Below are 25513 nucleotides of genomic sequence, written 5' to 3' on the forward strand. Positions count from 1 at the left end.
TTGCATTCCCGCTTGTGTCCATCGGCCCCGGCAGGGCAGATGAAGCCACGTGACTGGTTCGACGAAAGCCGATGATGATTGTCTTTGATGCATTCCGGCTGGATCCGGCTGCCTTGCACATATTCCGTGACGGACATCGGCTCGAGGCGCCGCCACAGGCTGTAGAAGTGCTGGCCTATCTCATCGCCCATGCCGACAGGACGGTAACGCGGCAGGAATTGCTCGACCGCTTCTGGGCTCGCGCCGGAACGGGCGGCGACGCCGCCCTGAATACCTGCATCCGCCGGATCAGGACGCTTCTCGATGACGACAGCGAGACGCCGCGCTTCATCCAGACGCGGCCGCGCTCCGGGTATCGCTTTATCGGTAATCTCGTTCCTGAGGCCGGCAGAGAGGCCACGCACTCGCGCCGCGGTGTGATGCTGGGCGTAGGGGCGCTCGCCCTTCTGTTGATCGGCGGAGGGGTGCTGACGCAGGGCGCATTCTTCCCCTCGCATCAGCGTCTGGCGATCGGCGCTGCAAACGGCCTTTGCGAATATACGCTGTTTCCGAAATTCAATGCCGGCTTGCGCGAGAGCTTCCTCGCCGAGGTCAGTCACCGTGTTCCGGAGCATTATTCCGTGGTCGCCGCAGACGCCAAAGCCGATCTGCGCGCCAAGACCAGCGTCCGGCAGACGCCAACCCGCACGGTGGTGACGGTCACTCTGGTGCGCGAAGAGGACGGCCGGCTGCTGTGGACGGGCGAATATGCCGACGCCACCGACACCGACGACTATGTTCCGTTGCAGCGTTCGCTGGCCCAGCGCATGGCGCGCGGGCTGGCGGAAGCACTGCGGACAAAGGCACGAATTTGAATTCGGACGAGTTCGCCTTGTCTTGTCTTCGACCGCAGCGAAAACCAGATCATAAATGCCATGACGCCGGAGCTATCGCTCCCCATCAAGAAAAAGGATTCCGGCTTGAAACCACTCGCGGTTCTCTCGCTCTTTGCGCTCGCGCTTTTGCCCGCATCGCCGTCGCTTCCGGCGAGTTCCCTACATGGCGCAACCGTAGATCGGGGCGCCTTCAACGGCGGCTGGTCCAGGTGCGATGACGATACTGGCGTCGCGGTTTGCGAACTGATTTACGTGGAACAACGGGGTACGCGGGTCTGTGGAGTCTCGGAAGAAAGCTCGTCCAATTATCAATATCGTGACCGCTTTGTTGCGACGGCCACGGGCGATCGAGCCAAGCTGGAGAAAGTGTGCGGCGAGGGTGGAAGCGCGGATACTTCGAAATGCCCTGGAGATTCCGACGTGTCGGGTGAAGCAATTGGCTGGACCAAGTCCGAAGCCTCGCTCGCGCTGTGCAACGGCAGGCTGGTCAGCAACAACACTGGGGAGGTCGGATGCGGAATCGCCCGCGAACGCGCGGGCTTGAACCGTTCGAGCGATGCAGGTTTCATCGACAATTTCTCGGTCGAAGACAAACAATGGCTGGCCTCATGCATCGCGGGGCAAGAATGATGCTTCCGGGCGCTATGGCCCATGACACCTCCGCGTAGCGGCGCGCTTGGGAGCGGACCGCTGTGATATGTCCGCTATCTTTAATTGGAACCTGGAAGCTGCCGGTCCGCTAGCGGCCATAACGCTCCGTCAAACTCGCAGCGGGATCATATCGGCAGTGGCAGCGAGTCGTCAATCTACAAGACAATGTCACCTTTTATCAATCTCGGGCTGAAGCGAGCGTCCAGTCTCACGCATGCCACCATCGGTAAACCTGTGGGGCGTGGTCAATAAGGGGATGGATAATGAAACTCGCGATTCGGCGCCGCACGGCACTTACGTATCTTCTCTCTTCGTGTGTCGTCGCAGGCGGGTGGTCAACTTCAGTCTTGGCCCAGACCGCGCCCGCCGAGGTGATCGCAGAGGGTGACATCGTAGTCACCGCCCAGAAACGCGAGGAACGTCTCCAGGACGTGCCGGCTGCCGTTTCGGTGCTCAGTGCCACGACGCTGGCGACTGCCAACCAGACGCGGCTGCGCGACTATTTCGACACCGTTCCGAGCTTTCAGGTTTCCCCTTCACCGGGCGGCGGCAACCAGCAGTCGCTCGCCATCCGCGGCGTGTCATCGGGTGCCTATGCGAACCCGACGGTCGGCATCATGATCGACGAAGTCCCGTTTGGCGCCGTGACATATGATTTTTCGCCCGAGGTCGATCCCTCGGATCTCGCAAGGATCGAAGTGCTGCGCGGGCCGCAGGGCACCCTTTACGGCGCAAGCAGCATCGGCGGACTGGTCAAGTTCGTCACGCTGGACCCGTCAACATCCGACGTCAGCGCGCGCGCGGAAGCCGGTGTCAATACCATCAGTCACGGCGACAAGCTGGGCTACAGCGTCAAGGGCTCGCTTAATCTGCCGCTATCCTCAACCTTGGCGGTGCGGATCAGCGCATTCAACCGCGAAGACCCCGGCTATATCGACAATCCCACCACCGGGCGGGAAGACGTCAATTCGCTCCGGGCGACAGGTGCGCGCTTCTCGGCGCTGTGGAACGCAACCGACAATATCTCCGTCAAACTGAACGCACTTTATCAACGCAGCCGGGCCGATGGTTCGTCCGAAGAGATTCACGGCTTCGGGCTCACCGACTATCAGCAGAACTATATCGCCAACACGGGGCAGTCGGGAAAGACGATCCAGTCGTACAGCGCGATTATCAACGCGGGGTTTGGGGCGGTCGATGTCACGTCAGTGTCCGGCTATAGCCATTACAAGGTTTTCAGCGTCCAGGATTACACCAACAACGCGCCCTGGGGCGCCCGCGCGCAGCTCTTGTTCGGCACGCCCGGCGCCTCGTCGCGTTTCAATGCCGGCGTCGACCGCTTCACCCAAGAGGTGCGCGCGACATTCAAGACCGGCGAGGCGCTGGACTGGCTGGTCGGCGCATTCTATTCCAACGAAGATACACCGATCTTTCAATCGATCGCGGCCGCCAACGTCACCACCGGCGCCATTCTCGGCGACATCCTGAATTTCGACATCCCGTTCAAGCAAAAGGAATTTGCGGTATTCGCTGATCCCACGCTGCACCTTTTCGATCGCTTTAGCATCCAGTTCGGTGCGCGTTACAGCTGGCTGGACGCGACGTTCGATTCCGTCCGACAGGAAGGCCGCCTCCTTGCCGCTCCTGTCGTGCTGCCTGCGATCACACAGAAGGCCAATGTCTTCACTTATCTGGTCACCCCGCAGTTCAAGGTGAACCGCGATCTCATGATCTACGGCCGTGTCGCGACGGGGTACCGGCCCGGCCGGTCAAACTCCTTCAATCCCGACCTCACGGTCCCGCGGGCGGCCGATGCCGACACGACGACAAATTATGAAATCGGCATCAAGGGGGCGCTGCTGTCGAACATGCTGTCATTCGATGCATCCCTCTATCACATCGACTGGAAGGACATCCAGATCACCTTGGTGAGCGTGAACAACGGCATTGCCTACACCGCAAATGCGGCGCGTGCGAAGAGCCAGGGTTTCGAGCTGTCCTCAACTCTTCGGCCCGGCGGAGGCCTGACCGTTGCGGGCTGGCTGAGCTTCAACCACGCCGTTGTCACCGAAGGGGTCGTCAATGCGGCGACCTTTGCGCCTGCCGGTGCGAGGCTGCCGTTCAGCACCAAGTTCACCGCCAATATTTCCGCCGACCAGAAATTCGAGATTTCGGGAGATCTCACGGGATCGGTCGGCATTACCTTCGGCCATACCGGCAAGCGCTTCGGTACCTTCATCGGAAATCCAAACCGTTCGGTCTATCCCGCCTTCAACAAGATCGATCTGCGGGCCGGCCTCGAATATGGGCCGTGGGCCTTCAACGTCTATGCCCGGAATATCGGCGATACCCACGGCCTGCTGGGCGGCGGAGCGGGGAGCTTCCCGCCCAGCGCTTTCACCTATATTCAGCCGCGCAGCATCGGCGCATCGCTTTCGAGAACCTTCTGACACGGCGACGGGCGCCGATCTCCCTGCCGGGCAGGCGCCTCCTGCCCGGCAACCGGACTGATCACCAATCTCGAGGGCGAGAGGACGCATTGTGGCTGCACAGCAAATTGTCAAGTTGCCCGGAAATCATGTTGCGGGAGCCGAAAATCCCGCGCTGCAGGGTGACGACGCTTCCCAATCACCCTGGCTTCTTTATTCGGGCCGTCAGCAGCTCGCATTCCTCCTGGTCCTGTTCCTGGTCGGCGCATCCTATAATATCGACCGGAATATTCTCGGTGTGCTGTTACCCCAAATCAAGATCGAGTTCGCGCTGAGCGACACGGAACTCGGGCTTTTGAGCGGCATCGTGTTCGCATTCTTCTACGCAACGCTAGGGTTGCCGCTGGCGCGCATGGCCGACCGGGGCAATCGCGTCCACATCCTCTCCTACTCGCTGGTCGCCTGGAGCGTGATGACGGCGCTGTGCGGTCTCGCCCAGTCCTTCTGGCAGCTCGTCGCGGCGCGCATCGGCGTCGGGGCGGGGGAGGCTGGTGCCTTTCCGGCAGCGCAGAGCCTGATCGCAGACTATTTCGCTCCGGCAAAGCGGGCGGGAGCAATGGCCGTCTTCATGACCTCGTCCGCGATCGGCTATGGCGGCGGCCTCATTCTCGGCGGCTATGTCGCCGAGCATTACGGTTGGCGCAGCGCGTTCCTCCTCGTCGGGGTGGTCGGGATCATCCTCGGACCGATCAGCCTCTCGGTGCTCAAGGAGCCGCGTAAGGCCTTCCGGGCGAAAGTCGTCACCGAACCATTTCGCGCTGCGGCGATTGGGCTTTTCAAGGTCCCCGCTTACCGCAACATCCTTTATGCCATCGTCATCTATTTCTTCATGTCCTACGGCGCGCTGGTTTTCATCGTTTCCGCGATGATGCGCCTCTTCGACGTCAATGTGCAGGTCGCTGGCGCTACTTTCGGAACGATCACGATGATGTCCGCGATCGTCGGGAATATCTCGGGCGGCCTGATTGCAAACCGGCTCGCCCGCAAAAATCTCGCGAACCTCCCGCGCACGGCCGCATGCGCAATGATGGCGACCGTCCCACTTTTCATTTTTGCGCTGTCGCGATCCTCGATGGCGGAAATGGAGATACCCCTCGCGCTCGCAATGGTCGCCCTGAACATGATGTCGGCGCCGATGTTCGCGTCGCTTTATCTGGTTTGCGGCCCGAACCGGCGGGCCACGGCCGTGGCAATCGTCCTGCTGTTCGCAAATCTCGTCGGCCTGGGCCTCGGACCATTCGTCACCGGGCTGATCAGCGATTTCCTCGCGCCGACGATGGGCGCGGCCGAAGGACTCCGTACATCGCTCCTGATGCTGTTCGGCGTCATGATCATCGGCGGCATCTTCATGCTGCGCGCAGCCAATCACATCGAGGCATCGATCAAGGCTGAACATGCCCAGTCGCTCTCCTGAGGGCGCAGCGATGGCGGTCGCAGCGGCATCGCGGGACCTGAGATCACATCTCTTCGAGCTGATGGAGCAGCGCCGAATTCCAGGTTTACAAGCTGCGATTGTTCGAAATGGTGCCATGGTGCGCCTCGAAGCCCTGGGCGTCGCCAATATCGAGCATGACGTTCCCGTGACCAATGCTTCGGTCTTCTCGATCAACTCGATTGCCCAAGCCTTCACCGGCATATCGCTCCTTCAGCTCGTCGAGGCAAATGCGCTGAATATTGACGCGGCCATCTCGACCTATGTGGAGGGTCTGCCGGAAGCATGGGGGCGGGTGACGTCCCGGCAGCTCGCGACCTTGTCTTCGGGGCTACCCGAAATCGTTTCCTACGGTTCCGGCAACTCGATCGGGCTTATCGGCGTCGACGAGGAGGCGGCATGGGGCGCGGCCTTCGCCTTGCCGATCGAGTTTGAGCCCGGAACGGATTATGCCTTTACGCGGACCAATTATGCATTGCTTGGCAAGGTCATCGAGAGCCTATCCGGAATGGACTACACCGACTTTATCCGGACGAGGCAGTTCGCCGTCGCCGGGATGACTGAGACGCGCTTTTCGGACGACCGCGACCTGATTTCGCGCCGCGCCGACAGCTATTCGATCGTGCGCCCCGACGGCACGTCCGCCGAGGCCCTTTACAAGAGCCATATGAACTGGCCGCCCGTCCTGCATCCGGTGTCCGGTCTGCATAGCACCGCCCAAGATCTGGCACGCTGGCTGATCGCCCTTCAGGCCGGGACGCTCCTGCGCGAGCAATCGAGCCTTGAGACCCTGTGGCGACCTGGAATGCGCTCGAGCGGACAATGGGAAAACTGGGGCATCGGCTGGCCTGTCGCCCAGGTCGAAGGTCACCGGGTGCCAGCGCCGGCGGGAGGCTGCAAGGCACAAATTGCCCTCTATCCCGATGGTCAGGCGATCGTCGTGCTGACGAACCTTATCGGCGCCTTTCCGGAGCAACTCGCGGCCTATCGCGACGAAGCTTTCGACATTGGCTTCATGAACGAATTACGCACATATTGTTGAGGAATCCCAATTGAGTATCACGCTGTCGCCCGATGAAGAGCGCTTCAAGGAAGCCTATATCCGCTCGCGCGGATATTGGGTCGAGTTCAACGACGGCCTGTTGCGGCACAATCCACGTTGGCTGCGAGCGCATCTTGCCTATGCCGATACAATTCAGGAGGAAGGTCCACTCGGCGAGCGGATACGAGAACTCATCTTCGTCGCTGTCGATGCCTCAACAACTCACCTCTATACCCGGGGTCTTGAAATCCATATCCGCAAGGCGCTCGCAGCGAACTGCTCGGCTGCCGACCTCATCGAAGTGTTGCTCATCTCCGCCGTGCAGGGCCTCGATAGCGTTGTCGCAGGCGTCGCCATCCTTGCCGAGGAGGCAGGGCGCGACTTCGAGGGCGACGGGGAAATCGCTACAGCCCTCCTCGATCGTTATGCATCGATCTTCGGCGATCGTCCCGATTGGCTATCGCATGTTGCACTCCTGGCACCCGGCTACGCGCGCGCGCTGATCGATCTTGCCGAGATCGCCGAGGCCGATGCGGGGCTCACGCCGCGCGAGCGCACGCTTGTCCGTCTCGCGCTCGCTGCGTCGCCGACACATCTCAACCGCGAAGCGATGCGAACCGAGACGCGCCACGCGCTGGACGCGGGAGCTAGCCCGGCGGAAATATTGGAGGTTTTCCAACTCGTCGGTCTGCTGGGAATGCACGCCTGTGTCGATGGTATCCCGGCGGTTATCGCCGCCGCCGGGAAGGGCTGACCTTCAGAATTTCAAACAGCGTCAGCATTCCGGAAAGCTGACGGCGAGGCCGCCCTGCGAGGTCTCCTTATATTTGCTATGCATGTCGCGTCCCGTGCGCATCATCGTCTCGATGACCTGGTCGAGCGAGACGACATGGGTTCCATCGCCTCGCAGCGCCAGCGAGGCCGCATTGATAGCCTTGATTGCGCCGAAGGCATTGCGTTCGATGCAAGGGACCTGAACGAGGCCCGCGATAGGATCGCAGGTCATTCCAAGATGATGCTCCATGGCGATCTCGGCCGCATTCTCCGCCTGGGCGTTGGTCCCCCCCATCGCCGCCGCAAGACCCGCCGCCGCCATGGCACTGGCCGTGCCGACTTCGCCCTGGCATCCGACCTCGGCACCCGAGATCGATGCGTTCAATTTCGTCAAGGTCCCGACCGCCGTGGCGGTCAGGAGAAAATCATGCATGCCCGCGCGATCCGCGCCGGGCCAGAAATCCCGGTAATACCGCAGGACCGCAGGGACGACTCCCGCCGCTCCATTGGTCGGCGCAGTAACAACCCGTCCGCCGGCGGCATTCTCCTCGTTCACTGCGATGGCGAACAGGCTGACATGGTCCATGATCGCATGCGGCGCCTGCTGGTTTCGAAAACGGTCGGCGTCGAGTTTTCGCCTCAAGCCTTTTGCGCGGCGCTGCACGCCTAGCCGTCCGGGCAGCACGCCTTCGGTGCGCATGCCGCGATCGATGCTGTCCATCATGACTTCGACGATCCGGTCGAGACAGGCTTCGAGCTCGGCACTGGTCGTGCGCGCGCGTTCATTCGCACTCCCGATCTCAGCGATGCTGAGCCCGTGGCATTCGCAGAGCGACAGAAGTTCGTCTGCGGTAGCGAAGGGGAAGGGAACTTCAACCTCCTCGGCAGGCGCGGGCGTGCCCACCTGATCCTCGCGGGCAATGAAGCCGCCGCCGATCGAACACCAGCGCTCGGCGAGCAATTCGTCGCCGCCCTTGTCCAGTGCCACGAAGTGCATCGTGTTGGGATGGACCGGCGTGCGGCTCTTGCGGTCGAAAACAATGTCACTTGGCGGGTCAAAGCCGATCTCGCGCCCGGCGACTCGCAGCCTTTTCTTCGAGGCGGCGCGCTGCGAGACGACGTCCATCAGATCGGGATCGACCGTGTCGGGCAGATAGCCCGCAAGGCCCAGTATCACCGCCTTGTCGGTCGCATGCCCGGCGCCTGTCCAGGCCAGCGAACCCATGAGCTCGCATCGGACGCGAGCGAAATCCAGACCTTCGAGGCTCCTGACGAATTGTGCGGCGGCTTTCATCGGTCCGACGGTGTGCGACGAAGACGGTCCGATGCCGATGCGAAAAATGTCCCCGAGGCCGATCACGGCTAGTTCTCGCTCTCCGCTTCCCGCAGCAACGCCTCGACATAGCGGGCGAAGGATCGCCACACGTCGAGATGAAAGCTCATGGAGCCGGTGCGCCAGAGAACGACCTCCGCCCGCGCGAACATTGTGCGTGTGCACATGCCCACAGGAAAGGCGCGAGGAGACAGATCGAGCGCGCAGCCCGAAGCCAGGATCTCTGCGGCGCGCGCGCCTTGGACTGCCAGCGCGACCTGGCGGTGGCTGACATCGACGAGTGAGCAAAGTTCACCCTCGAGGTGGGCGGCGAGCCGCGACACCCAGTCATCCTGTAAATCCGCGTGCAGGAGCAGCCATTCGTCCGGGCCAAGCCACAACGCGCTACTCGGGCCGTTGCTTTCCGAGCGGCATGCCGCGCGAGGGAGCGCGATCCCGAGCTTGTCCGAAATGCTGCCGATGTCGGCCTCGCGGCAGCGAAGGACAGCGCGGCCAATGGGCCCCAGCGACGCAATCGCGTCACTTTCGCCTGCGAATGGAGAGGCGATACGCGATTCAAACATTTACCCGGTCCCCCTTCGGATCGAAGAAAACGGGCGCGACGACGTCGACCGCGATGCTGCCGCCCGGCATGGGAACCTCAAGCCTCTCGCCGAGCCGCGCGCGGCCGGCGCGGACCATCGCGAGCGCGATCGACTTGCCGAGCACCGAACTATGATAGGCGGACGTCACATGGCCGATCGAGCGGTCTTCCGCCGCAGGCGCGACGATCTGCGCGCCCTCCTCGAGCACGATGCGCGGATCGCGGGTCAGCAAGCCGACAAGTTGCTTGCGGTCGGGATCAGTCATCGCGGGACGGGCCAGCGAGCGCTTGCCGACAAAGTCGGGTTTTGCCTTGCCGATCGCCCAAGCGAGCCCCGCATCGTCGGGTGTCACCGTGCCGTCGGTTTCCTGCCCGATGATGATAAAGCCCTTTTCGGCGCGCAGAACGTGCATCGTTTCGGTGCCGTAGGCCACCATGTCGTGTGCCTGGCCGCGCTCCCAGATCGCTTGCCATACCATCGCGCCATAGCCGCTTGGGACATTGACTTCGAAGCCGAGCTCGCCCGTGAAGCTGACGCGCATCAGCCGCATCGGCACGCCGCATATCCGCGCGTCGGCGATGCTCATGTGCGGGAATGCATCGGGAGAAAGGTCGAGACCTTGGACGAGAGGCTCGATCACTTCGCGCGCTTTCGGACCTTGGACCGCGATAACGGACCATTGCTCGGTGGTTGAGGTTAGCCAGACGTCGAGGTCGCTCCATTCGGTCTGGAGATAATCCTCCATCATGCCGAGCACGCGCGCCGCCCCGCTGGTAGTGGTCGTCACGTGGAAGCGATCGGGAGCGAGGCGACCGACGACGCCGTCGTCGAGGACGAAACCGTCCTCGCGGAGCAGCACGCCATAGCGGCATTTCCCGACGCCCAGCTTCGTCCAGGCGTTGACGTAAAAGCGGTTCATGAATTCGGCGGCGTCCGGCCCGACGATCTCGATCTTTCCGAGTGTCGATGCGTCGAAGATGCCCACGCTTTCGCGAACCGCAAGGCATTCACGCGCTACGGAGGCGTGGAGGTCCTCGCCATTCTTTGGAAAGAAATGCGCACGCTTCCAGTTGCCGACATCTTCGAACACCGCGCCCTGCTCGATCGCCCAGTCGTTGATCGCGGTGATCCGCGCCGGATCAAGGAGGTCGCGCCGCGCCCGTCCCGCAAGCGTACCGAAACTGATCGGCGTGTAGGGGGCGCGGAAGGTGGTGAGGCCAACTTCGGGGATCGTGCGGCCTGTCGCCTCGGCGACAATGCCGAGGGCATTGATATTCGACAGCTTGCCCTGGTCCGTTGCCATCCCGGTTGTCGTGTAGCGCTTCACATGCTCTATCGACAGGAAGCCCTCGCGGGCGGCCAGCAGGATATCGGCGGCCGTCACGTCATTCTGCCAGTCGACGAAGGCCTTCGGTCTGGACGGGTCGGAGGTCGGCGCAGCGCCGATGTGGCCGCCGCCGCCGACTGGATGCGCGACGGCGCAGGCGAGCGGAATGATCGCGGGCCGGAAAGGATAGCCCGCCGCTTCCGCTGCCGACCGGCCCGCTTCGGCGCCATCCGCGAGGGCCTCATCGAGCGCGAAATGTCCTCGGCAGGCGCCTGCCGAGCGTTCGGCCTCGGCCGACTGGTCCGGAAGATAGGCCTGAAGATCCTCGTTCCACATGAGCTTTCCGCGCGACTGCGAGAAAAGATGTACGCTCGGCGTAAAGCCGCCGGCCATCAGCACCGCGTCGCAGGCAAAGGTTTCCCGCTTGCCCCCGGATGTCAGCGTGATCGACGCGACGCGAAGCTTGCCCGTGGTGCCGTCGATGGCCGCGTTTGTCAAAACGCGGAGGCCCGCTTGCCGCGCGCGCGCGGCGACGGGCGAGTCGCCGCGGATATCGGCAATCGCCGCGATATCGATGCCCGCATCCTTCAGCTCATGCGCTGTCCGGTAGCCATTGTCGTGCGCAGCCACGATCACGACCTTTCGGCCGACCTCAACGCCATATTGCTGCAGATAGGTGCGCGCCGCGTCTGCGAGCATGATTCCGGGGCGGTCGTTATCGGGAAAGACGAGCGGACGCTCGATCGCACCCGCCGCTATTACAACCTGTTTCGCGCGGACCTGCCACAACCGCTCGCGCGGTTGCCCGGGCGCCGCATCGGCCAGATGGTCGGTCAGCTTTTGGGCAAGGCCGATCCAGTTGTGCGGATAATAGCCGAAGGCCGAGGTCCGCGGCAGCAGCGTGACATTGGCCATGCCGGCCAGGCTATCCAACATTCCGGCCAGCCAGCGTGCGGCGGGCGCGCCATCAATCGTCACCTGATTGGCGGCGAGCAGTGAGCCACCCATCGCCGCGCGGTCGTCGCAGAGGATTATCTGCGCGCCGCTCTTTGCGGCCTCCATCGCGGCGGTCAAACCCGCTGGACCGGCGCCGATAACGAGCACATCGCAGTGTGCATAACGCTGGGCATAGCTGTCGGGGTCCGACTCCGAAGGCGCGATGCCGAGCCCCGCCGCGGCACGGATTCGGGGCTCGAACAAGCGGTCCCATGCCTTGCGCGGCCACATGAAGGTCTTGTAATAGAATCCGGCCGGGATGAAGCGGCTGAACCGGTCGTTGACCGCCATGCGGTCCTTCTCGAGGCTCGGGTGGCGATTCTGGCTGACCGCGTCGAGACCGTCGTAGAGTTCGGTCTGCGTCGCGAGCAGGTTCGGCGTGTATCGGCCCTGGTCGCGCCGGACGCCGATGAGGGCGTTAGGCTCGTCTGGCCCCGCACCCATGATGCCGCGCGGCCGATGATATTTGAACGAGCGCCCGACGAGATGCACGCCGTTGGCGAGCAGCGCCGAGGCGACTGTGTCGCCCTCGAACCCCGAATAACTCCGGCCGTCGAAGCTGAAGCGCAGCGGCCTTGACCGGTCGATCCGGCCGCCGCTCGGCGTGCGGAAGTGTCCGGTCGTCATGCGGGAATCTCCGGTTCAGGCTCGCCGACCTTGTAGGTCGCGAGGATATGATCGGTTCGCGTGTCGCGCACCGCATTGAAAAAGCGTGCGCAGCCATGGATATGACGCCACCGCTCGGCATGCCGGCCCTTGGGATTGGCGCGGACGTAGAGATAGCTGTTCCACTCCTCGTCGCTCAGATCGCTCGGCGCCAGCGGCCGATCGATATGCGCCTGGCCGCCATAGGAGAATTCCAGCTCGGGCCGTTCGCCGCAATAGGGGCAGGGGATGATCAGCATCGCATCGTCCTCAATGGGCGACAGCGGCGGCGGCCGCCTCGTCGATCAGATAACCATCACGGAAGCGCTCAATCGTGAAAGGCGCGTTGATCGGGTGCGGCTCGTCGCGCGCCATCGTGTGCGCGAACAGATGTGCCGCACCCGGGGTCGCCTTGAACCCGCCGGTGCCCCACCCGCAGTTGACGTAGAGGCCCTTCACCGGTGTCTTGGCGATGATCGGCGAGCGGTCGGGCGTGACGTCGACGATTCCGCCCCAGTTACGGAGCATCCGCATGCGCCGGAATTGCGGGAAGAGCTCGCAGATTGCCGCCAGCGTCTCGGTCGCGATGTGGAGACCGCCGCGCTGCGTATAGCTCGTATAGGCGTCGGTGCCCGCACCGATGACCAACTCGCCCTTGTCGGACTGGCTCATATAGGCGTGGATCGTGTTCGACATCACGACGCAGGGGAAGATCGGCTTCACCGGCTCGGAGACGAGAGCCTGCAGCGGATAGCTCTCGAGCGGCAGTCGGACATGCGCCATGTCGAGAACGACGCTGCTATGTCCCGCCGCCGAAACCCCGACGCGCTGGGAAGCGATGAAACCGCGCGTCGTCTCGACCCCGGATACGGCGCCCGCGGCATCACGTCTGATCCCTGTCACTTCGCAGTTTTCGATGATATCGACACCCAGCGCGTCGGCGGCGCGGGCGTAGCCCCAGGCGACGGCGTCGTGCCGCGCCGTGCCGCCGCGGCGCTGGAGTGCCGCCCCCAACACGGGATAGCGAACATTCGGGTCGATATTGAGCGGCGGGCAGAAATCCTTTGCCTCTTCGGCAGTCAGCCATTCATTGTCGACACCATTGACCCGGTTGGCGTGGATGTGCCGCTTAAACACCTGGATGTCGTGGATATTGTGGGCGAGCATCATCACGCCGCGCTGCGAGAACATCACATTATAGTTGAGTTCCTGGCTGAGCCCTTCCCACATCTTAAGGGCATGGTCGTAAAGCGCCGCACTCTCGTCGAAGAGATAGTTCGACCGGATGATCGTCGTATTACGGCCCGTATTTCCGCCGCCGATCCAGCCCTTTTCGAGCACCGCCACATTGCGGATGCCGTGAACCTTGGCGAGATAATAAGCAGCCCCAAGGCCGTGACCCCCGCCGCCGACGACGATCGCGTCATAGGCCGGCTTCGGGTCGGGCTTGCGCCACTGGTTCTTCCAGCCCTTTTGGCGATCGAGGCCCTGACGGAAGAGCGAGAAGGCGGAAAATCTTTGCATGGCCGGTCCCCCGTTGCCGCTCTTCAGCCGCGCGCCGTCGCGTAGATCGGAAAACGGCTGCACAGCGACGCGACGCCCGCGCGGACCGCGCCGTTCAACGCCTCCGGAACATCGCCGGCTGCGGCCGCATCGAGGACGAGGCTGATGAGCCGTCCGACCTCTTCAAACTCTGCCGTGCCGAAGCCGCGCGTGGTGAGAGCCGCAGAACCGAGCCGGATGCCTGAGGTCACGAATGGCTTTTCCGGATCGAAGGGAATGCCATTTTTGTTACAGGTAATCCCCGCGTCGCCCAGCAGCTGTTCCGCGCGTTTGCCGGTCAGGCCCTTCGCCCGAAGATCGACGAGGACCACATGTGTGTCGGTGCCGCCCGATACGATGTTGGATCCGCCGCGCTCCAGCGCGGCCGCCAAAACCTTCGCATTTTCGACAACGTTGCGCGCATAATCGGCGAAGCCGGGCCGCAGCGCTTCTCCGAAAGCCACCGCTTTCGCGGCGATGACATGTTCGAGGGGACCGCCCTGTAGACCTGGGAAGATGGCCGAGTTGAACTTCTTCGCCAGCGCCTCGTCATTGGTGAGAATAAGGCCGCCGCGCGGACCGCGAAGCGTCTTGTGGGTCGTCGAGGTCACCACATGCGCATGCGCGAGCGGATTGGGGTGCGCGCCGCCCGCGACGAGCCCCGCGAAATGCGCCATGTCGACCATCAGCTTGGCATCGACCGAGTCGGCGATGGCGCGAAAACGTGCGAAGTCGATCTGGCGCGGATAGGCCGAACCGCCCGCTATGATGAGCTTGGGATGATATTCGCGTGCCAGTTCGGCGACCGCGTCATAGTCGATCCGCTGGTCATCCTCGCGGACGCCATATTGCACGGCGTTGAGCCATTTACCCGACAGGGTCGGTGCCGCGCCATGTGTCAGATGTCCGCCATGCGCCAGGCTCATACCCATTAGCGTCTCGCCCGGCTGAAGGAGCGCAAAGGCGACCGCCATGTTCGCCTGCGCGCCCGAGTGCGGCTGGACGTTCGCGAAGCTGGCGCCGAACAGCTCGCAGGCGCGATCGATCGCGAGCTGCTCGGTCGTGTCGACGTGCTCGCACCCGCCATAATAACGCTTGCCGGGATAACCCTCGGCATATTTGTTGGTGAGAATGGAGCCCTGCGCCTGCAGCACCGCGGTCGAGACGATATTCTCCGAGGCGATCAGCTCGAGCTTGTCCTGCTGCCTGCCCAGTTCGGCTTCGAGCGCCGCATGCACAGCCGGATCGACGGCGGAAAGGCGTCCGCCAAAGAAGCCGGCTCCGGACCCGCTGCTGATTTGTGCCGCGCTCGCCATTGTCCATCCTCCCATCTCGCATGCCGTCGGTCGACCCGGTTTCGGCTTCTCTCGAGACGAGCAGTTATCGCCGGGAAAGGCTGCGAATGGATTGAAAGAAAGCGTCACTCAATTGGATTGTTACGACATTGGCGCTTGAGTCCGGGTTAGTTTGCGGCTCATTGAGGGGAGCGTATGAAAATGTTCCTTGAAGGTCCGCGAAAAATGGGCGGAGTCGGAAAAGCCGCAGTCGAGTGCGATCTTCGTCATTGGCCAGTCGGTATGTTCCACGAGCCATTTCGCGCGCGCGAGTTGCAGGCTGCGCCGATATTCACGCACACCAATGCCGATGTCCTTCTCGAACCGCCGCTGAAGCTGGCGGATACTGATGCCGAGCGAACGGGCCAAGGCGGGCAGATGAGTGCGATCGCTGATATTCCGCTCGATCTGCAGCATCGCCTTCTTGACGAGATTGTCATGTGATGATCGCGTCACGATCTCTTCCGGCTGCCAAGCGCTGGCCGGCAGTGACGCTTCCTCGATCATGATGCGGAAACTCTTGAGCGCGCGGCCGCGGCCGACATGCTTTTCGATCAAATGGCCCGCGAGATGCGCGGTGCTGATCCCGCCAGCACAGGTCAGCCTGTCGCCGTCGACGATAAACTGATGTTTCGACTCCACCTTGAGCGAAGGAAACTCCTCCCTGAACTCGCCGATATGAAACCAGCTGACGCAGACCTGGTAACCGTCCAGCAAACCGGCGCGCGCAAGGATAAAGGATCCGGTACATAAACCCACCAACGGAACATGGGCATTGGCCGCTGCGGTGAGGAAGGCATTGATGTTGGCGGAGACGCGCGTGCGACTCTGCAGCAGGCCGCCGACGACGACGACATAGTCGAACCGCTTCGGGCTTTCGAACAAGTCCCACGGCTGGACGCGCAGGCCGCAGCTGGACTCGATCAGTTCGCCTGGCTCGCCGAGGACAGCCCATTGGCAATCGATCTGTTGGCTGAGGTCGCGACTGTCGGCGGCGAGCCGGATCGCGTCGATGAAATTAGCGAAGGCGGCAAGTGTGAATTGCGGAGCCAGGATGAATCCGATCCTGAGCTTGGGTTCCCTCTTCGGCTCGGACTGCGGATCCGGCATCACACTCTCCTCGGTGATTGCCAGCCGGTCCATGTCATGACTGGTGGCTCAAAAGTTCAACACAGCGTCGTCACATGGGCAGACGTTTCCGGTGAGATCTTCGCGTGCTAAACCCATGGCATCGCCGCCGTGCGAATGATCGCGCTCCCGTTACAGGCGCAGATGCCCCAGGCAGCATACCTCATGTCGTAATAGTTCAATTATACGCCGTGGACATTCTATCTGTCTACTGCCCCTTGCAACAAAATCCCGTTCAACGCCGGTCGCAGTTCACGCATGTGTCGGGATACGGCTGAACTGACAAGAGGAGGGGACATGATGACCAAGACCTACAGCCAGGTTTCTCGCATCGCCATCATCGTGGGCGGTTCCATCGGTATAGCGACCGGGGCGGCCGCCCAGGATTCATCGCCCCCGGATGGGGCATCGGAACCCGGCGGCGTGCAGGACATTGTCGTCACGGCAACGCGGCGGTCCCAGTCGATCCGCGATATCCCCGCCAGCATTTCGGCTCTCTCGCAAGAGCAACTTCAGGAGGCCGGCGCTTTGCAGGCCAAAGACGTCGCCCGGCTGGTTCCCGGTTTCGCCTATACCGAGGTCAACTCGGGCCAGGCTGTGCTCGCTGTGCGCGGCGTCCAGACGAGCGCCGTGTTCGGCAACGTGCAGCAGCCGGTCGCCCTCTATTATGACGATGTACCGGTTCTCGACCTTACCATTCCGTGGACGGTCCCGCGCCTTCAGCTGTTCGACGCGGAGCGCGTCGAGGTTCTGCGAGGGCCGCAGGGCACCCTGTTTGGCGCTGGAGCGCTCAGCGGCGCCGTTCGCGTCATCAACAACAAGCCCGATACGACGAAGGTCGAGGCCGCGGCCGAAGGAGTCTTGACCTCGACCAAGCACGGCGGGATCGGCGGCAGTCTGAACATGATGGTCAACGCGCCCGTCGTGACCGACAAGTTCGCGCTGCGTCTCGTCGGGCACTATGATTACAGCCCGGGGTGGGTCGACAATGCCTCGCTCGGCAAGAAGGAAGCCAATCACGGCGAATCCTACGGCGGACGGGTCGTTGCGCTGTGGAAGCCGCAGGACGATTTCGAACTGGTCGCAACGGCAGGGATAGAGGCCAATCGGCCCTATGATTCGGCCTATGTTCCGTACGGCAGCGGGAGCGACACCTCGACGTTCCGGGTCCGGACCTACAACAACGACACGTCGAAGATATTCAGCCTCAACGCCAATTATTCGCTGCCGTGGGCGACCCTCACGTCCACCACGAGCCACATCAGCCGACGCGCCTATTCGTCGATGGACCTTAGCGGTTTTGCGAATGTGCTCACGGGCCTCACAACGGTCTCACCCCTGATCGACAAGTTCCGGACGAAAAACTTCCTGCAGGAGGTCCGGCTCGCTTCGGATTCGGACCATCCTTTCAAATGGGTGATCGGCGGCTTTTACGAAAATTACGATTTCAAGCTGCGTGAGACGATTTCGCAGGAAGGCGTAGCGGGGACGCCTTCACCTTATGGCGGCGTCTTCGGGACCAACTTTCTCGAAGACATTGGAATCCAGTCCAAGATCGAGGATTATGCGGTCTTCGGTGAGGCCTCTTATGACATCACCCCGAGCCTGATGCTCACCGCCGGCGCGCGCTACAGCAACTACTCGATTAAGGTTCACGAGGATTTTGCGATCTCGGGCACGACCCTGTTCGACGGTCCGCCCGCGGTAATCGACCGCAAGTCCTCGAACAATTCGGTGACGCCGAAAGTCAGCCTCTCGTTCAAACCGAGCAAGGATTTCATGCTCTACGCGCTGGCGGCGAAAGGCTATCGGACGGGCAACTCGAATCTGGTGGCGCCGATCGATCCGTTCACCGGCCAGCCGCTGCCTCAGTCCTACGACCCGGATTCACTCTGGAATTATGAGATCGGAACCAAGTTCGCGATGTTCGATCGGCGCCTTACTGTCGATTTCGTCGCCTTCTACATCGACTGGAAGAAAATCCAGCTCCAGGTGCGCGCGCCGAGCGGCTTGCCCTACACGGACAACGCCGGGTCGGCGACGTCGAAGGGTCTCGAACTCCAAGTCGTGGCGCGGCCCGTGGAGCAGTTCGAGCTCGGCACCTCGCTCGCCTATACCGATGCTAAGCTCAAGTCGGTGAAGCCTGGCGTCCCTGGGGCGAAGGTCGGCGACCAGCTGCCCGGATCGACGCCGTTCACGGCCTATGTTTATGGTCAATATGGAGTGCCGGTCGGCGCGGACTCGAAGCTGCTGCTGCGCATGGACTATTCCTACACGGGGCGCGGCTTCAGCGACCTTGGCAACGACAACAACCCGGCGGCGCTGCGCTACGGCAAATATTCCGAACTCGGCGCCCGCGCGACGCTGCGCAGCGGAAATTACCAGCTTGGCCTGTTCGTCCAGAATCTCACCAACAGCCGAGGTCGGATCGCCGCGCGGACCTATTTCGTTGATCAGGTCGAAATCCGGCAGATGCCGCGAACCATCGGCGTCAACTTCCGCGTCGATTGGTAGGACGGTCTTGCTGGCCGATCGGCGCGCAAGCGGCGGAAGACGAATAGCCGCTGCACGGCCGCGGATAGGTGAGTGCCTCTTCGGGAAATTCGGACGGCGGAGCGCGCCCGGCGCTCCGGCCAGTCCTGTCGATCAGACACGGGCGAATTGGGAGCGATGAATGCGTGAGGCTTGGATTATCGATGCGGCGCGCACGCCACGTGGTATCGGACGCGCTGACAAGGGCTCGCTGGCCGCGGTGCACCCGCAGCGGATATTGTCGACCGTCCTGAAAGCGCTCGGCGAGCGCAATGGACTGAAGACGACCGACATCGACGACGTGATCATCGGCTGCTTTTCGCAAACCGAAGGCCAGGGGGGCTGCATTGCGCGGCAGGCCGTACTCGATGCGGGATGGGGGAGCGAGCCGCCGGGCTTCACCGTCAATCGCTACTGCGGTTCGGGCCTGACCGCAGTGAACCAGGCGGTCATGGGTATCTGGTCAGGTGCGCAGGACCTCGTGATCGGGGGCGGCGTCGAGCAGATGTCGGGCACGCCATCGGTGTCGCAGCCGACACTGTTCGATTGCGGAAATGTCCAGCTTCGCGCCAGGCACGCGCAGACGCACCAAGGAATTTGCGCGGATCTTATCGCCACGATGGAGGGGATCAGTCGCGAGGAGCTCGACAGCTTCGCGCTTGAAAGCCAACGGCGCGCGGCCGATGCAATCGACGCGGGCGCCTTCGCGCGCAGCACCATTCCGGTTCTGCATGCGGACGGCAGCGTAGCGCTCGACCGGGAGGAATATAATCGGCCGGGTACGACAATGGAGCGCCTCGCCAGCCTCAAGCCCGCGTTCGACGGCATGCTCGACGCTCCGCTTGACGCGACGGGGCTGACCTATCGCCAACTGGTCGAGCGCGACTATGGCGGCGTCGAAATCAGCCACGTCCACCACGGCGGCAATTCCTCTGGCATCGTCGATGGTGCAGGTGCGGTTGTTCTGGCCTCGCCCGACTATGCCCGCGCCAACGGTCTCAAGCCGAGGGCCCGCATCCGGGCTATCGCGACAGCGGGCGGATCGCCTGAACTGATGCTCAATGCGCCCGCACCGGCCGCACAAAAGGCGCTCAATTCGGCCGGGATGGCCGTCGACGACATCGACCTGTACGAGATCAATGAAGCCTTCGCGATCGTGCCGATGATCTTCATGCGCGAACTTGGTATCGATCATGACAAGGTGAATGTGGTCGGCGGGGCCATCGCGCTGGGTCACCCGATCGGTGCCACCGGTGCCATGCTGGTTGGCACCGTTCTCGACGAACTCGAGCGACGCGATCTGGCGACGGGACTCGTAAGCCTCTGCACCGGGGGCGGTATGGCTCCCGCCGCCATCATCGAGCGTATTTGAATCCGAGCGGGGTATCGGGGCGAATTTGGAGAGAAGCGATGTCCGACAGTTATAGCAAAACCTATGCCGAAGCCCGCCAGAAATTCCTGTCGATCGCGTCGACGCGCGACGCGAAAGTCATCACGGCCGTGCATCCAAGCGAGCGGGGCGTAGAGGGCGAGGAGTTGGCAATCGACATCGCCATCTTCGGCGATCCCGACGCGGAGAAGACGCTGTTTCTCGTTTCGGGGACCCACGGGCAGGAGGGCTATTATGGCTCCGCACTGCAGATTGAGTTCCTGCGCGACCTCGACATACCCGAGGGCATCAACATTATCGCGCTGCACGGCCTCAATCCATGGGGGTTCTCGCATCTCTCGAGAACGGATAACGAGAATATCGACGTAAATCGAAATTTCACCGACTATGGCGTCGCGTCCAATAGAGACGAAATTTATCCGCCGCTTTTCCGCGCGCTCTGCCCGGACGACTGGACCGAGGAGACGACCGACTGGAGCGGCGTGCGCGACGAATTGACGCGCAAATATGGCGCGAAGCGCCTAGTCTCGGCCGCCGGCGGCGGCCAGATCATCGAGCCCACCGGCATGAATTATATCGGCACGGGCCCCTCCTGGTCGCGCTCGGTGGTCGAGGACTTGCTGCCGAAACTCTTCGCCAAGGCGAAGAAGATCGCCTTCATCGAATGGCACACCGGCCTCGGCGACTTTGGCGAACTCAGCCACATCCCGATGATGGAGGCGGGCTCTCCGGGTTATGAGCGCATGTTCGACTGGCTCGGGGACGATGCGCGGTCGACCTGGACAAAGGGGATGGGCGATTTCGATGGTGTGACGCCCGACTATCGCGGCTGGTTTTCCGCCTGGCTGCCGACCGTCGCGCCGCAGGCCGAGTGGGCCGGCATGGTGATGGAGGCCGGGACCTATGGTGTCGTCGAGGTCATGGACGGCATCCGCATCGATCGCTGGCTGAAGTTCGGCAAGGGACGCTCCTATCTTTCGCGCGAGCAAATGCGGGAAAAGATGATGGACAAGCTCTACCCCACGGCGCCCGACTGGCGCGCGGCTGCGCTCAAGAACGGACTGGCCGCACAGCAGAGCTTCCTTGAAGGACTGCAGCGGTGGTAATCGCGCCCGAACCGGCTTTCAGCGAAACCTATGCGGTGGCGCGGCGGAAATTTCTCCTGCTCGCCGCAGAGCGCGGCGCGATGGTCAGTTCGGCGGTTCACCCGACCGAGCGCGGAGCTGAGGGCGAGGAGCTCGCGATCGATATCGCGACCTTCGGCGATCCCGATGCGGAAAAGACTCTGTTTCTCGTTTCGGGAACGCACGGGCAGGAAGGCTTTCTCGGCTCAGCGCTCCAGATCGCCTTCCTGCGCGACCTTGTAATCCCGGACGGCGTTAACGTCGTGGCGCTTCACGCGCTCAACCCTTGGGGATTTTCGCATCTGTCGCGCACCGACGAGGCGAATATCGACCTCAATCGCAACTTTACCGAGGGTGCGTTGAACCTCGTGGAGGATGAGCTCTATCCCGTGCTGTTTCGCGCGATGTGCCCTGACGATTGGACCGAAGAAACGATCGACTGGAGCGGGGTTCGCGATAAGGTCGTTGCCGACCATGGCTTCAAGCGGATGGTCACGGTGCTCGCCGGGGGACAAGCCATAGAGCCGACGGGACTTAACTTTGTCGGCACGGGTCCGTCCTGGTCGCGAACGGTTGTTGCCGAACTTCTGCCGCAGATATTCGCGAAAGCGAAAAAAATTGCCTTCATCGAATGGCACACCGGTCTCGGAAAATTCGGCGAGCTCAGCCATTTGTGCAGCCTCTTGGCCGGCTCTCCGGGATACGAGCGGGTCTTCCACTGGATGGGCGACGAAGCCCGCGCGTCGTTTGCGGCGACGTTCGAAGTGACCGGGGGCGAGGTGCCTACCTATGAAGGCCTTTTCTCTGCATGGCTCCCTTCCACGGCGCCAGCAGCGGAGTGGGCGGGCGTGCTGATCGAGGTCGGGACCTACGATAATATCGCGGTGGGTGATGCGATCCGCATGGATCGCTGGCTGAAGTTCGGGCGCGGACGCACATCGATGCCGCGCGAAGAAATGCGCCGGATCATGATGGACCGGCTGAATCCCGAAGATCCCGAGTGGCGCACGAAGGCTCTGGAAAACGGACTCGACGCCCAGATGCGCGCGCTGCGTGGCTTGCAGGCTTGGTGAGACGACGCGGAAAACGCGACGGAATAGACGAATTGATTTTAAGGAGAGAGCAATGAGCGATCCGATCGCAGAACCCATCGCCGCAGTACCCTATGTGATCATAGACCGCGACGGTGATCACCATCTTGTCGGTAGCCGCTGCGCCAAATGCGGTGCGACGTTGCTTGGTCGCCGTGTTGCATGCGCCGCTTGCGGCGCCAACGACAGCGTCACCCAAGTCCGCCTGTCCGACAAGGGACGCATACGGACCTGCACCGTCGTCCATCGCAGCTATCCTGGCGTTCCGGTTCCCTTTATCGCGGCGGTGATCGATATCGATGGAGGTGGGGTCGTGCGCGGCACGCTTCGCGGTCCGATTCCTTCCGACCCGGTCGCAGAAGTGGGTCGACCGGTGCGTATATGCGTCGAAGATACTGGCCAGCGCGACGCGCTGGGCCGCGCCTTCTATTCCCAAGTCTTCCGGCCGCTGGAGGCCGCAGCATGAGCGGCGCGGTGATTGCCGGGATCGACATGATTCCGTTCGGACGCTTTCCCGATCGTAGCCTTGAGGATATTGGCGCCGAAGCGGCGTTGATGGCGCTCGCCGATGCTGGTCTGACAATCCATGACGTTCAGGCATTTTACTGCGGTAGCGCGCTCCAGGCGACCGCGTTTCCCGGACAGCGAATCCTGCGCCGGATCGGCCAAAGGATGATGCCGGTCCTGAATGTGGTGAATGGCTGCGCGACCGGCGCTGCCGCGTTTCGCGAGGCGGTTCTCGCAGTCGCAAGCGGGCGCCATGACGTGGCGCTTGCGGTGGGCGTCGAAAAAATGGACCGCGGACTGATCGTCATGCCCGGCCGGCCGGCGGACTTTCAGGAAGAAGGCGCCATAGGAACCATCACGACCCCGTGCCTGTTCTCGCAGGCTGGCGTGATACACAGTGCGGAATATGGAACGACCTTTGAGCAGTTTGCCAAAGTCTCGGTGAAGAACCATCACCACGCGACGCTGAACGAGAAGGCATTTATCCGCCGCGAGACACCGCTTGAGGAAGTCATGGCGTCAGAGATGATTGCCTATCCGAACACCAAGCTAATGTGTTCGATCAATGTCGATGGCGCTGCCGCGGCGATCGTCACCAGCGAGGCCTTCGCGCGGCGGCACGGCCTCATGAACCGGGCGGTACGGGTCCGCGCGGCCGCCATGCTCGCCAGCGTGTTTACTGACATGGAGGACGGGCTGACCGACTTTAACGAGGTCACGCGCGAAACTGCCAAGCAGGCCTATGAGGCGGCGGGACTTGGTGTCGAGGACATCGATCTGATCGAACTTCACGACTGTTTCGCTACCGCCGAGCTCCTCCATTACGAGAACCTGGGGCTCTGCGGGAAGGGGGAGAGCGGCGCTCTTATCGACAGCGGCGAGACTGCGCTGGGCGGCCGGCTGCCCGTCAACGTCTCCGGCGGATTGCTGTCAAAGGGACATCCGCTGGGCGCCACCGGAATAGCCAACCTCTACGAAATCTGCCTGCACCTTCGCGACGAGGCAGGTCAGCGTCAGGTCGAGGGAGCGCGCATTGGCCTCGCGCATATCGTCGGCGGCATGACCGACTATGGTTCGGCTTCCGCAGTCCATATCCTCGAGCGGGTCTGATCATGACCGACCCTATCGAAGTCGCGCGCGCGCACTGCTCGGGCCGCACTTTCGAGCATCTGAATGACCTTACAGTGAGGGGGCTTCGGACCCATGCCGATACGGTCCTGTTGCGCGCGGCAGATGGCAAGACTTACACGGGAGCGGCGATTGAAGGCGAGATTGCTCGGTACGCGGCGGTGCTCGAGAAGGAAGGAGTCTCCCTCGGCGTTCGTGTAGCCTTGCTCGCCGGGAACAGTGTTGGCGTGCTCTTCATTCAACAGGCCGTCAGCGTGCTCGGCGGCGTTTTTACGCCGCTGCATCCCTTGGGCGCGCCGTCGGACTTTGCCTATATGATCAGCGACGCGGAGATCGATATCATTATCGTCGACGCGGCACGGCGACAGGAAATCGAAACTGCCGCCCGCCTGTCCCGCCGCTCGGTGCGTATATTTACGTTGGGTGGTGGCAGCGAGCATGATCTCGTCGGCCGGGCGCAACGTGAAGAGGCCGTCCGGATCGAACTTCGGCCGATCGATCCCGAAGCGATTTGCCGGATTGTATACACTGGCGGCACCACGGGTGTCCCGAAAGCCGCTCAATCAAGCTATCGTGCCATGTCGACCATGTACGGCATCGAGCTTGCCGACTGGGAATGGCCCGACGAAATCCGGCAGTTGCTGGTTGCGCCGCTCAGCCACGTCGGGGCGGTTTGCTTCACGCCGACCGTTGCGCGCGGAGGCTGCCTCTTCGTTGAGAGCGGTTTCGACCCGATCCGGGTGCTATCTCTCATTGAGAGCGAACGGATCACGTGCATGCTCATGGTTCCGACCATGATCGGTATGATACTCGATCATCCCCGCCTGAGCGAATTCGACGTATCGAGCCTCGAAACCATCTTCTATGGAGCATCACCGATATCGCCTGCGCGTCTTCGCGAAGCCATTGCGCATTTCGGGCCGATCTTCTTTCAGTTCTACGGTCAGGCCGAGGCGATCACGACGGTCACCGTGATGCGCCGCGACGAGCATGACCTGACATCGGACGAGCGACTGGGTTCGTGCGGACGCCCCGTACCGGAAATGGCCGTGCGACTTCTCGATCCCGACGGGAACGAGGTGCCCGATGGCGAACCGGGCGAACTCTGCGTGCGGGGGCCTCTCTTGATGAGCGGCTATCTGAATCGACCGAAGGAGACAGCGGAGGCGTTTCGGGGCGGCTGGCTTCATACGGGTGATATCGCGATCCGAGATGGCGACGGATTCCTCAGGCTCGTCGACAGGGCGAAGGACCTGGTCATCACCGGCGGCTTCAACGTCTTTCCGCGGGCGGTCGAGGACGTGCTGGAAACCCATCCTGCGGTCGCAGCGGCCAGTGTCTTTGGTCTGCCCGACGACCGGTGGGGCGAAATTGTTGTCGCAGCCATTGTTCGCCGCGATGGCGATGTCGAAGCCTCGGACCTGATCGCCTATGTCCGCGAGCGAAAAGGTGCGGTCCAAGCGCCCAAGCGCGTTGAGTTTCTCGACCAAATCCCGCTGACCGCGGTCGGCAAGCCCGACAAGAAGGCCTTGCGGCTCATGTTTTCGCAGGAGGCTTCGCCGGCTTGATGCCGCCGTTTTATAAGGAGA

20 protein-coding genes are annotated in these 25513 nt (G+C 62.4%); 13 read left to right on the forward strand and 7 right to left on the reverse strand.

Annotated features, from left to right (window positions below; genetic code table 11):
• The first annotated feature begins 71 nt into the window (after window positions 1-71).
• The 6 genes from HDC35_RS17920 (at window position 72) to HDC35_RS17945 (ending at window position 7243) form a co-directional block, all read left to right on the forward strand.
• Complete coding sequence (locus HDC35_RS17920) at window positions 72-854, forward strand: winged helix-turn-helix domain-containing protein (protein WP_184648763.1); 783 nt, start codon at window positions 72-74, stop codon at window positions 852-854.
• Window positions 855-959: 105 nt separating this feature from the next.
• On the forward strand, window positions 960-1505 hold the full coding sequence (locus HDC35_RS17925; protein WP_184648764.1) for a hypothetical protein: 546 nt from the start codon (window positions 960-962) through the stop codon (window positions 1503-1505).
• Between the two features lie 368 nt (window positions 1506-1873).
• Window positions 1874-3976 (forward strand): TonB-dependent receptor, encoded by a 2103-nt coding sequence (locus HDC35_RS17930; RefSeq protein ID WP_184648765.1) that lies wholly within the window; start codon window positions 1874-1876, stop codon window positions 3974-3976.
• Window positions 3977-4067: 91 nt separating this feature from the next.
• Window positions 4068-5429, forward strand: coding sequence for an MFS transporter (locus tag HDC35_RS17935; protein WP_184648766.1), 1362 nt, complete (start codon window positions 4068-4070; stop codon window positions 5427-5429).
• Window positions 5430-5439: 10 nt separating this feature from the next.
• Entirely contained in the window at window positions 5440-6489 is a 1050-nt protein-coding gene (locus HDC35_RS17940) for a serine hydrolase (RefSeq protein WP_184648767.1), read from the forward strand.
• Window positions 6490-6499: 10 nt separating this feature from the next.
• Window positions 6500-7243: a carboxymuconolactone decarboxylase family protein gene (locus HDC35_RS17945; protein WP_184648768.1), complete on the forward strand. Its 744-nt coding sequence runs from the start codon at window positions 6500-6502 to the stop codon at window positions 7241-7243.
• A 21-nt stretch (window positions 7244-7264) separates the two neighbouring features.
• Here the strand turns inward: HDC35_RS17945 and HDC35_RS17950 are convergent, their stop codons facing one another.
• The 7 genes from HDC35_RS17950 to HDC35_RS17980 all read right to left on the reverse strand — a co-directional run bounded on the left by HDC35_RS17950 (window position 7265) and on the right by HDC35_RS17980 (window position 16167).
• Window positions 7265-8623 carry an L-serine ammonia-lyase gene (locus tag HDC35_RS17950; RefSeq protein ID WP_184648769.1) on the reverse strand — a complete coding sequence of 453 codons (1359 nt, stop codon included), beginning with the start codon at window positions 8621-8623 and terminating at the stop codon, window positions 7265-7267.
• Window positions 8624-8625: 2 nt separating this feature from the next.
• Complete coding sequence (locus tag HDC35_RS17955) at window positions 8626-9159, reverse strand: sarcosine oxidase subunit gamma (protein ID WP_184648770.1); 534 nt, start codon at window positions 9157-9159, stop codon at window positions 8626-8628.
• A complete protein-coding gene (locus tag HDC35_RS17960) occupies window positions 9152-12130 on the reverse strand; it encodes a sarcosine oxidase subunit alpha family protein (protein ID WP_184648771.1) in 2979 nt (992 codons plus the stop codon). The genes HDC35_RS17955 and HDC35_RS17960 overlap by 8 nt, the downstream gene beginning before the upstream one ends.
• Window positions 12127-12408, reverse strand: a complete 282-nt coding sequence (locus HDC35_RS17965; protein ID WP_184648772.1) for a sarcosine oxidase subunit delta — start codon at window positions 12406-12408, stop codon at window positions 12127-12129. The genes HDC35_RS17960 and HDC35_RS17965 overlap by 4 nt, the downstream gene beginning before the upstream one ends.
• Window positions 12409-12418: 10 nt before the next feature.
• Window positions 12419-13672: a sarcosine oxidase subunit beta family protein gene (locus HDC35_RS17970; RefSeq protein WP_184648773.1), complete on the reverse strand. Its 1254-nt coding sequence runs from the start codon at window positions 13670-13672 to the stop codon at window positions 12419-12421.
• Between the two features lie 23 nt (window positions 13673-13695).
• Window positions 13696-15006 carry a serine hydroxymethyltransferase gene (gene glyA / locus HDC35_RS17975; protein WP_184648774.1) on the reverse strand — a complete coding sequence of 437 codons (1311 nt, stop codon included), beginning with the start codon at window positions 15004-15006 and terminating at the stop codon, window positions 13696-13698.
• 120 nt (window positions 15007-15126) lie between these two features.
• Window positions 15127-16167 (reverse strand): GlxA family transcriptional regulator, encoded by a 1041-nt coding sequence (locus tag HDC35_RS17980; protein ID WP_184648775.1) that lies wholly within the window; start codon window positions 16165-16167, stop codon window positions 15127-15129.
• Window positions 16168-16449: 282 nt separating this feature from the next.
• Here HDC35_RS17980 and HDC35_RS17985 point away from each other — a divergent pair, with 282 nt between their 5' ends.
• The 7 genes from HDC35_RS17985 to HDC35_RS18015 all read left to right on the forward strand — a co-directional run bounded on the left by HDC35_RS17985 (window position 16450) and on the right by HDC35_RS18015 (window position 25492).
• Window positions 16450-18666 (forward strand): TonB-dependent receptor, encoded by a 2217-nt coding sequence (locus HDC35_RS17985; protein WP_184648776.1) that lies wholly within the window; start codon window positions 16450-16452, stop codon window positions 18664-18666.
• A 160-nt stretch (window positions 18667-18826) separates the two neighbouring features.
• The gene (locus HDC35_RS17990; RefSeq protein ID WP_184648777.1) at window positions 18827-20056 is read left to right on the forward strand and encodes an acetyl-CoA C-acetyltransferase; all 1230 of its coding nucleotides are present in this window, start codon (window positions 18827-18829) and stop codon (window positions 20054-20056) included.
• Between the two features lie 38 nt (window positions 20057-20094).
• Window positions 20095-21180 carry a DUF2817 domain-containing protein gene (locus tag HDC35_RS17995; protein WP_184648778.1) on the forward strand — a complete coding sequence of 362 codons (1086 nt, stop codon included), beginning with the start codon at window positions 20095-20097 and terminating at the stop codon, window positions 21178-21180.
• Window positions 21174-22271, forward strand: a complete 1098-nt coding sequence (locus HDC35_RS18000; RefSeq protein WP_184648779.1) for a DUF2817 domain-containing protein — start codon at window positions 21174-21176, stop codon at window positions 22269-22271. The genes HDC35_RS17995 and HDC35_RS18000 overlap by 7 nt, the downstream gene beginning before the upstream one ends.
• 52 nt (window positions 22272-22323) lie before the next feature.
• Window positions 22324-22755 carry a Zn-ribbon domain-containing OB-fold protein gene (locus tag HDC35_RS18005; RefSeq protein WP_184648780.1) on the forward strand — a complete coding sequence of 144 codons (432 nt, stop codon included), beginning with the start codon at window positions 22324-22326 and terminating at the stop codon, window positions 22753-22755.
• Window positions 22752-23906 (forward strand): thiolase family protein, encoded by a 1155-nt coding sequence (locus tag HDC35_RS18010; RefSeq protein WP_184648781.1) that lies wholly within the window; start codon window positions 22752-22754, stop codon window positions 23904-23906. Before HDC35_RS18005 ends, HDC35_RS18010 begins: the two co-directional genes overlap by 4 nt.
• Window positions 23907-23908: 2 nt before the next feature.
• Entirely contained in the window at window positions 23909-25492 is a 1584-nt protein-coding gene (locus HDC35_RS18015) for an AMP-binding protein (protein WP_184648782.1), read from the forward strand.
• The last annotated feature ends 21 nt before the right edge of the window (window positions 25493-25513 follow it).

Origin of the sequence: Sphingopyxis sp. JAI128 (assembly GCF_014207235.1) — a bacterium.
In the GTDB taxonomy this organism is placed as follows: Bacteria; Pseudomonadota; Alphaproteobacteria; order Sphingomonadales; family Sphingomonadaceae; genus Sphingopyxis.

Coding starts and splice junctions, on each gene's coding strand:
- HDC35_RS17920 (WP_184648763.1), top strand. CDS start 72: ATGATGATTGTCTTTGATGCATTCCGGCTGGATCCGGCTGCCTTGCAC.
- HDC35_RS17940 (WP_184648767.1), top strand. CDS start 5,440: ATGGCGGTCGCAGCGGCATCGCGGGACCTGAGATCACATCTCTTCGAG.
- HDC35_RS17955 (WP_184648770.1), bottom strand. CDS start 9,159: ATGTTTGAATCGCGTATCGCCTCTCCATTCGCAGGCGAAAGTGACGCG.
- HDC35_RS17960 (WP_184648771.1), bottom strand. CDS start 12,130: ATGACGACCGGACACTTCCGCACGCCGAGCGGCGGCCGGATCGACCGG.
- HDC35_RS17965 (WP_184648772.1), bottom strand. CDS start 12,408: ATGCTGATCATCCCCTGCCCCTATTGCGGCGAACGGCCCGAGCTGGAA.
- HDC35_RS17970 (WP_184648773.1), bottom strand. CDS start 13,672: ATGCAAAGATTTTCCGCCTTCTCGCTCTTCCGTCAGGGCCTCGATCGC.
- glyA (WP_184648774.1), bottom strand. CDS start 15,006: ATGGCGAGCGCGGCACAAATCAGCAGCGGGTCCGGAGCCGGCTTCTTT.
- HDC35_RS17980 (WP_184648775.1), bottom strand. CDS start 16,167: ATGGACCGGCTGGCAATCACCGAGGAGAGTGTGATGCCGGATCCGCAG.
- HDC35_RS17985 (WP_184648776.1), top strand. CDS start 16,450: ATGATGACCAAGACCTACAGCCAGGTTTCTCGCATCGCCATCATCGTG.
- HDC35_RS17990 (WP_184648777.1), top strand. CDS start 18,827: ATGCGTGAGGCTTGGATTATCGATGCGGCGCGCACGCCACGTGGTATC.
- HDC35_RS17995 (WP_184648778.1), top strand. CDS start 20,095: ATGTCCGACAGTTATAGCAAAACCTATGCCGAAGCCCGCCAGAAATTC.
- HDC35_RS18005 (WP_184648780.1), top strand. CDS start 22,324: ATGAGCGATCCGATCGCAGAACCCATCGCCGCAGTACCCTATGTGATC.
- HDC35_RS18010 (WP_184648781.1), top strand. CDS start 22,752: ATGAGCGGCGCGGTGATTGCCGGGATCGACATGATTCCGTTCGGACGC.
- HDC35_RS18015 (WP_184648782.1), top strand. CDS start 23,909: ATGACCGACCCTATCGAAGTCGCGCGCGCGCACTGCTCGGGCCGCACT.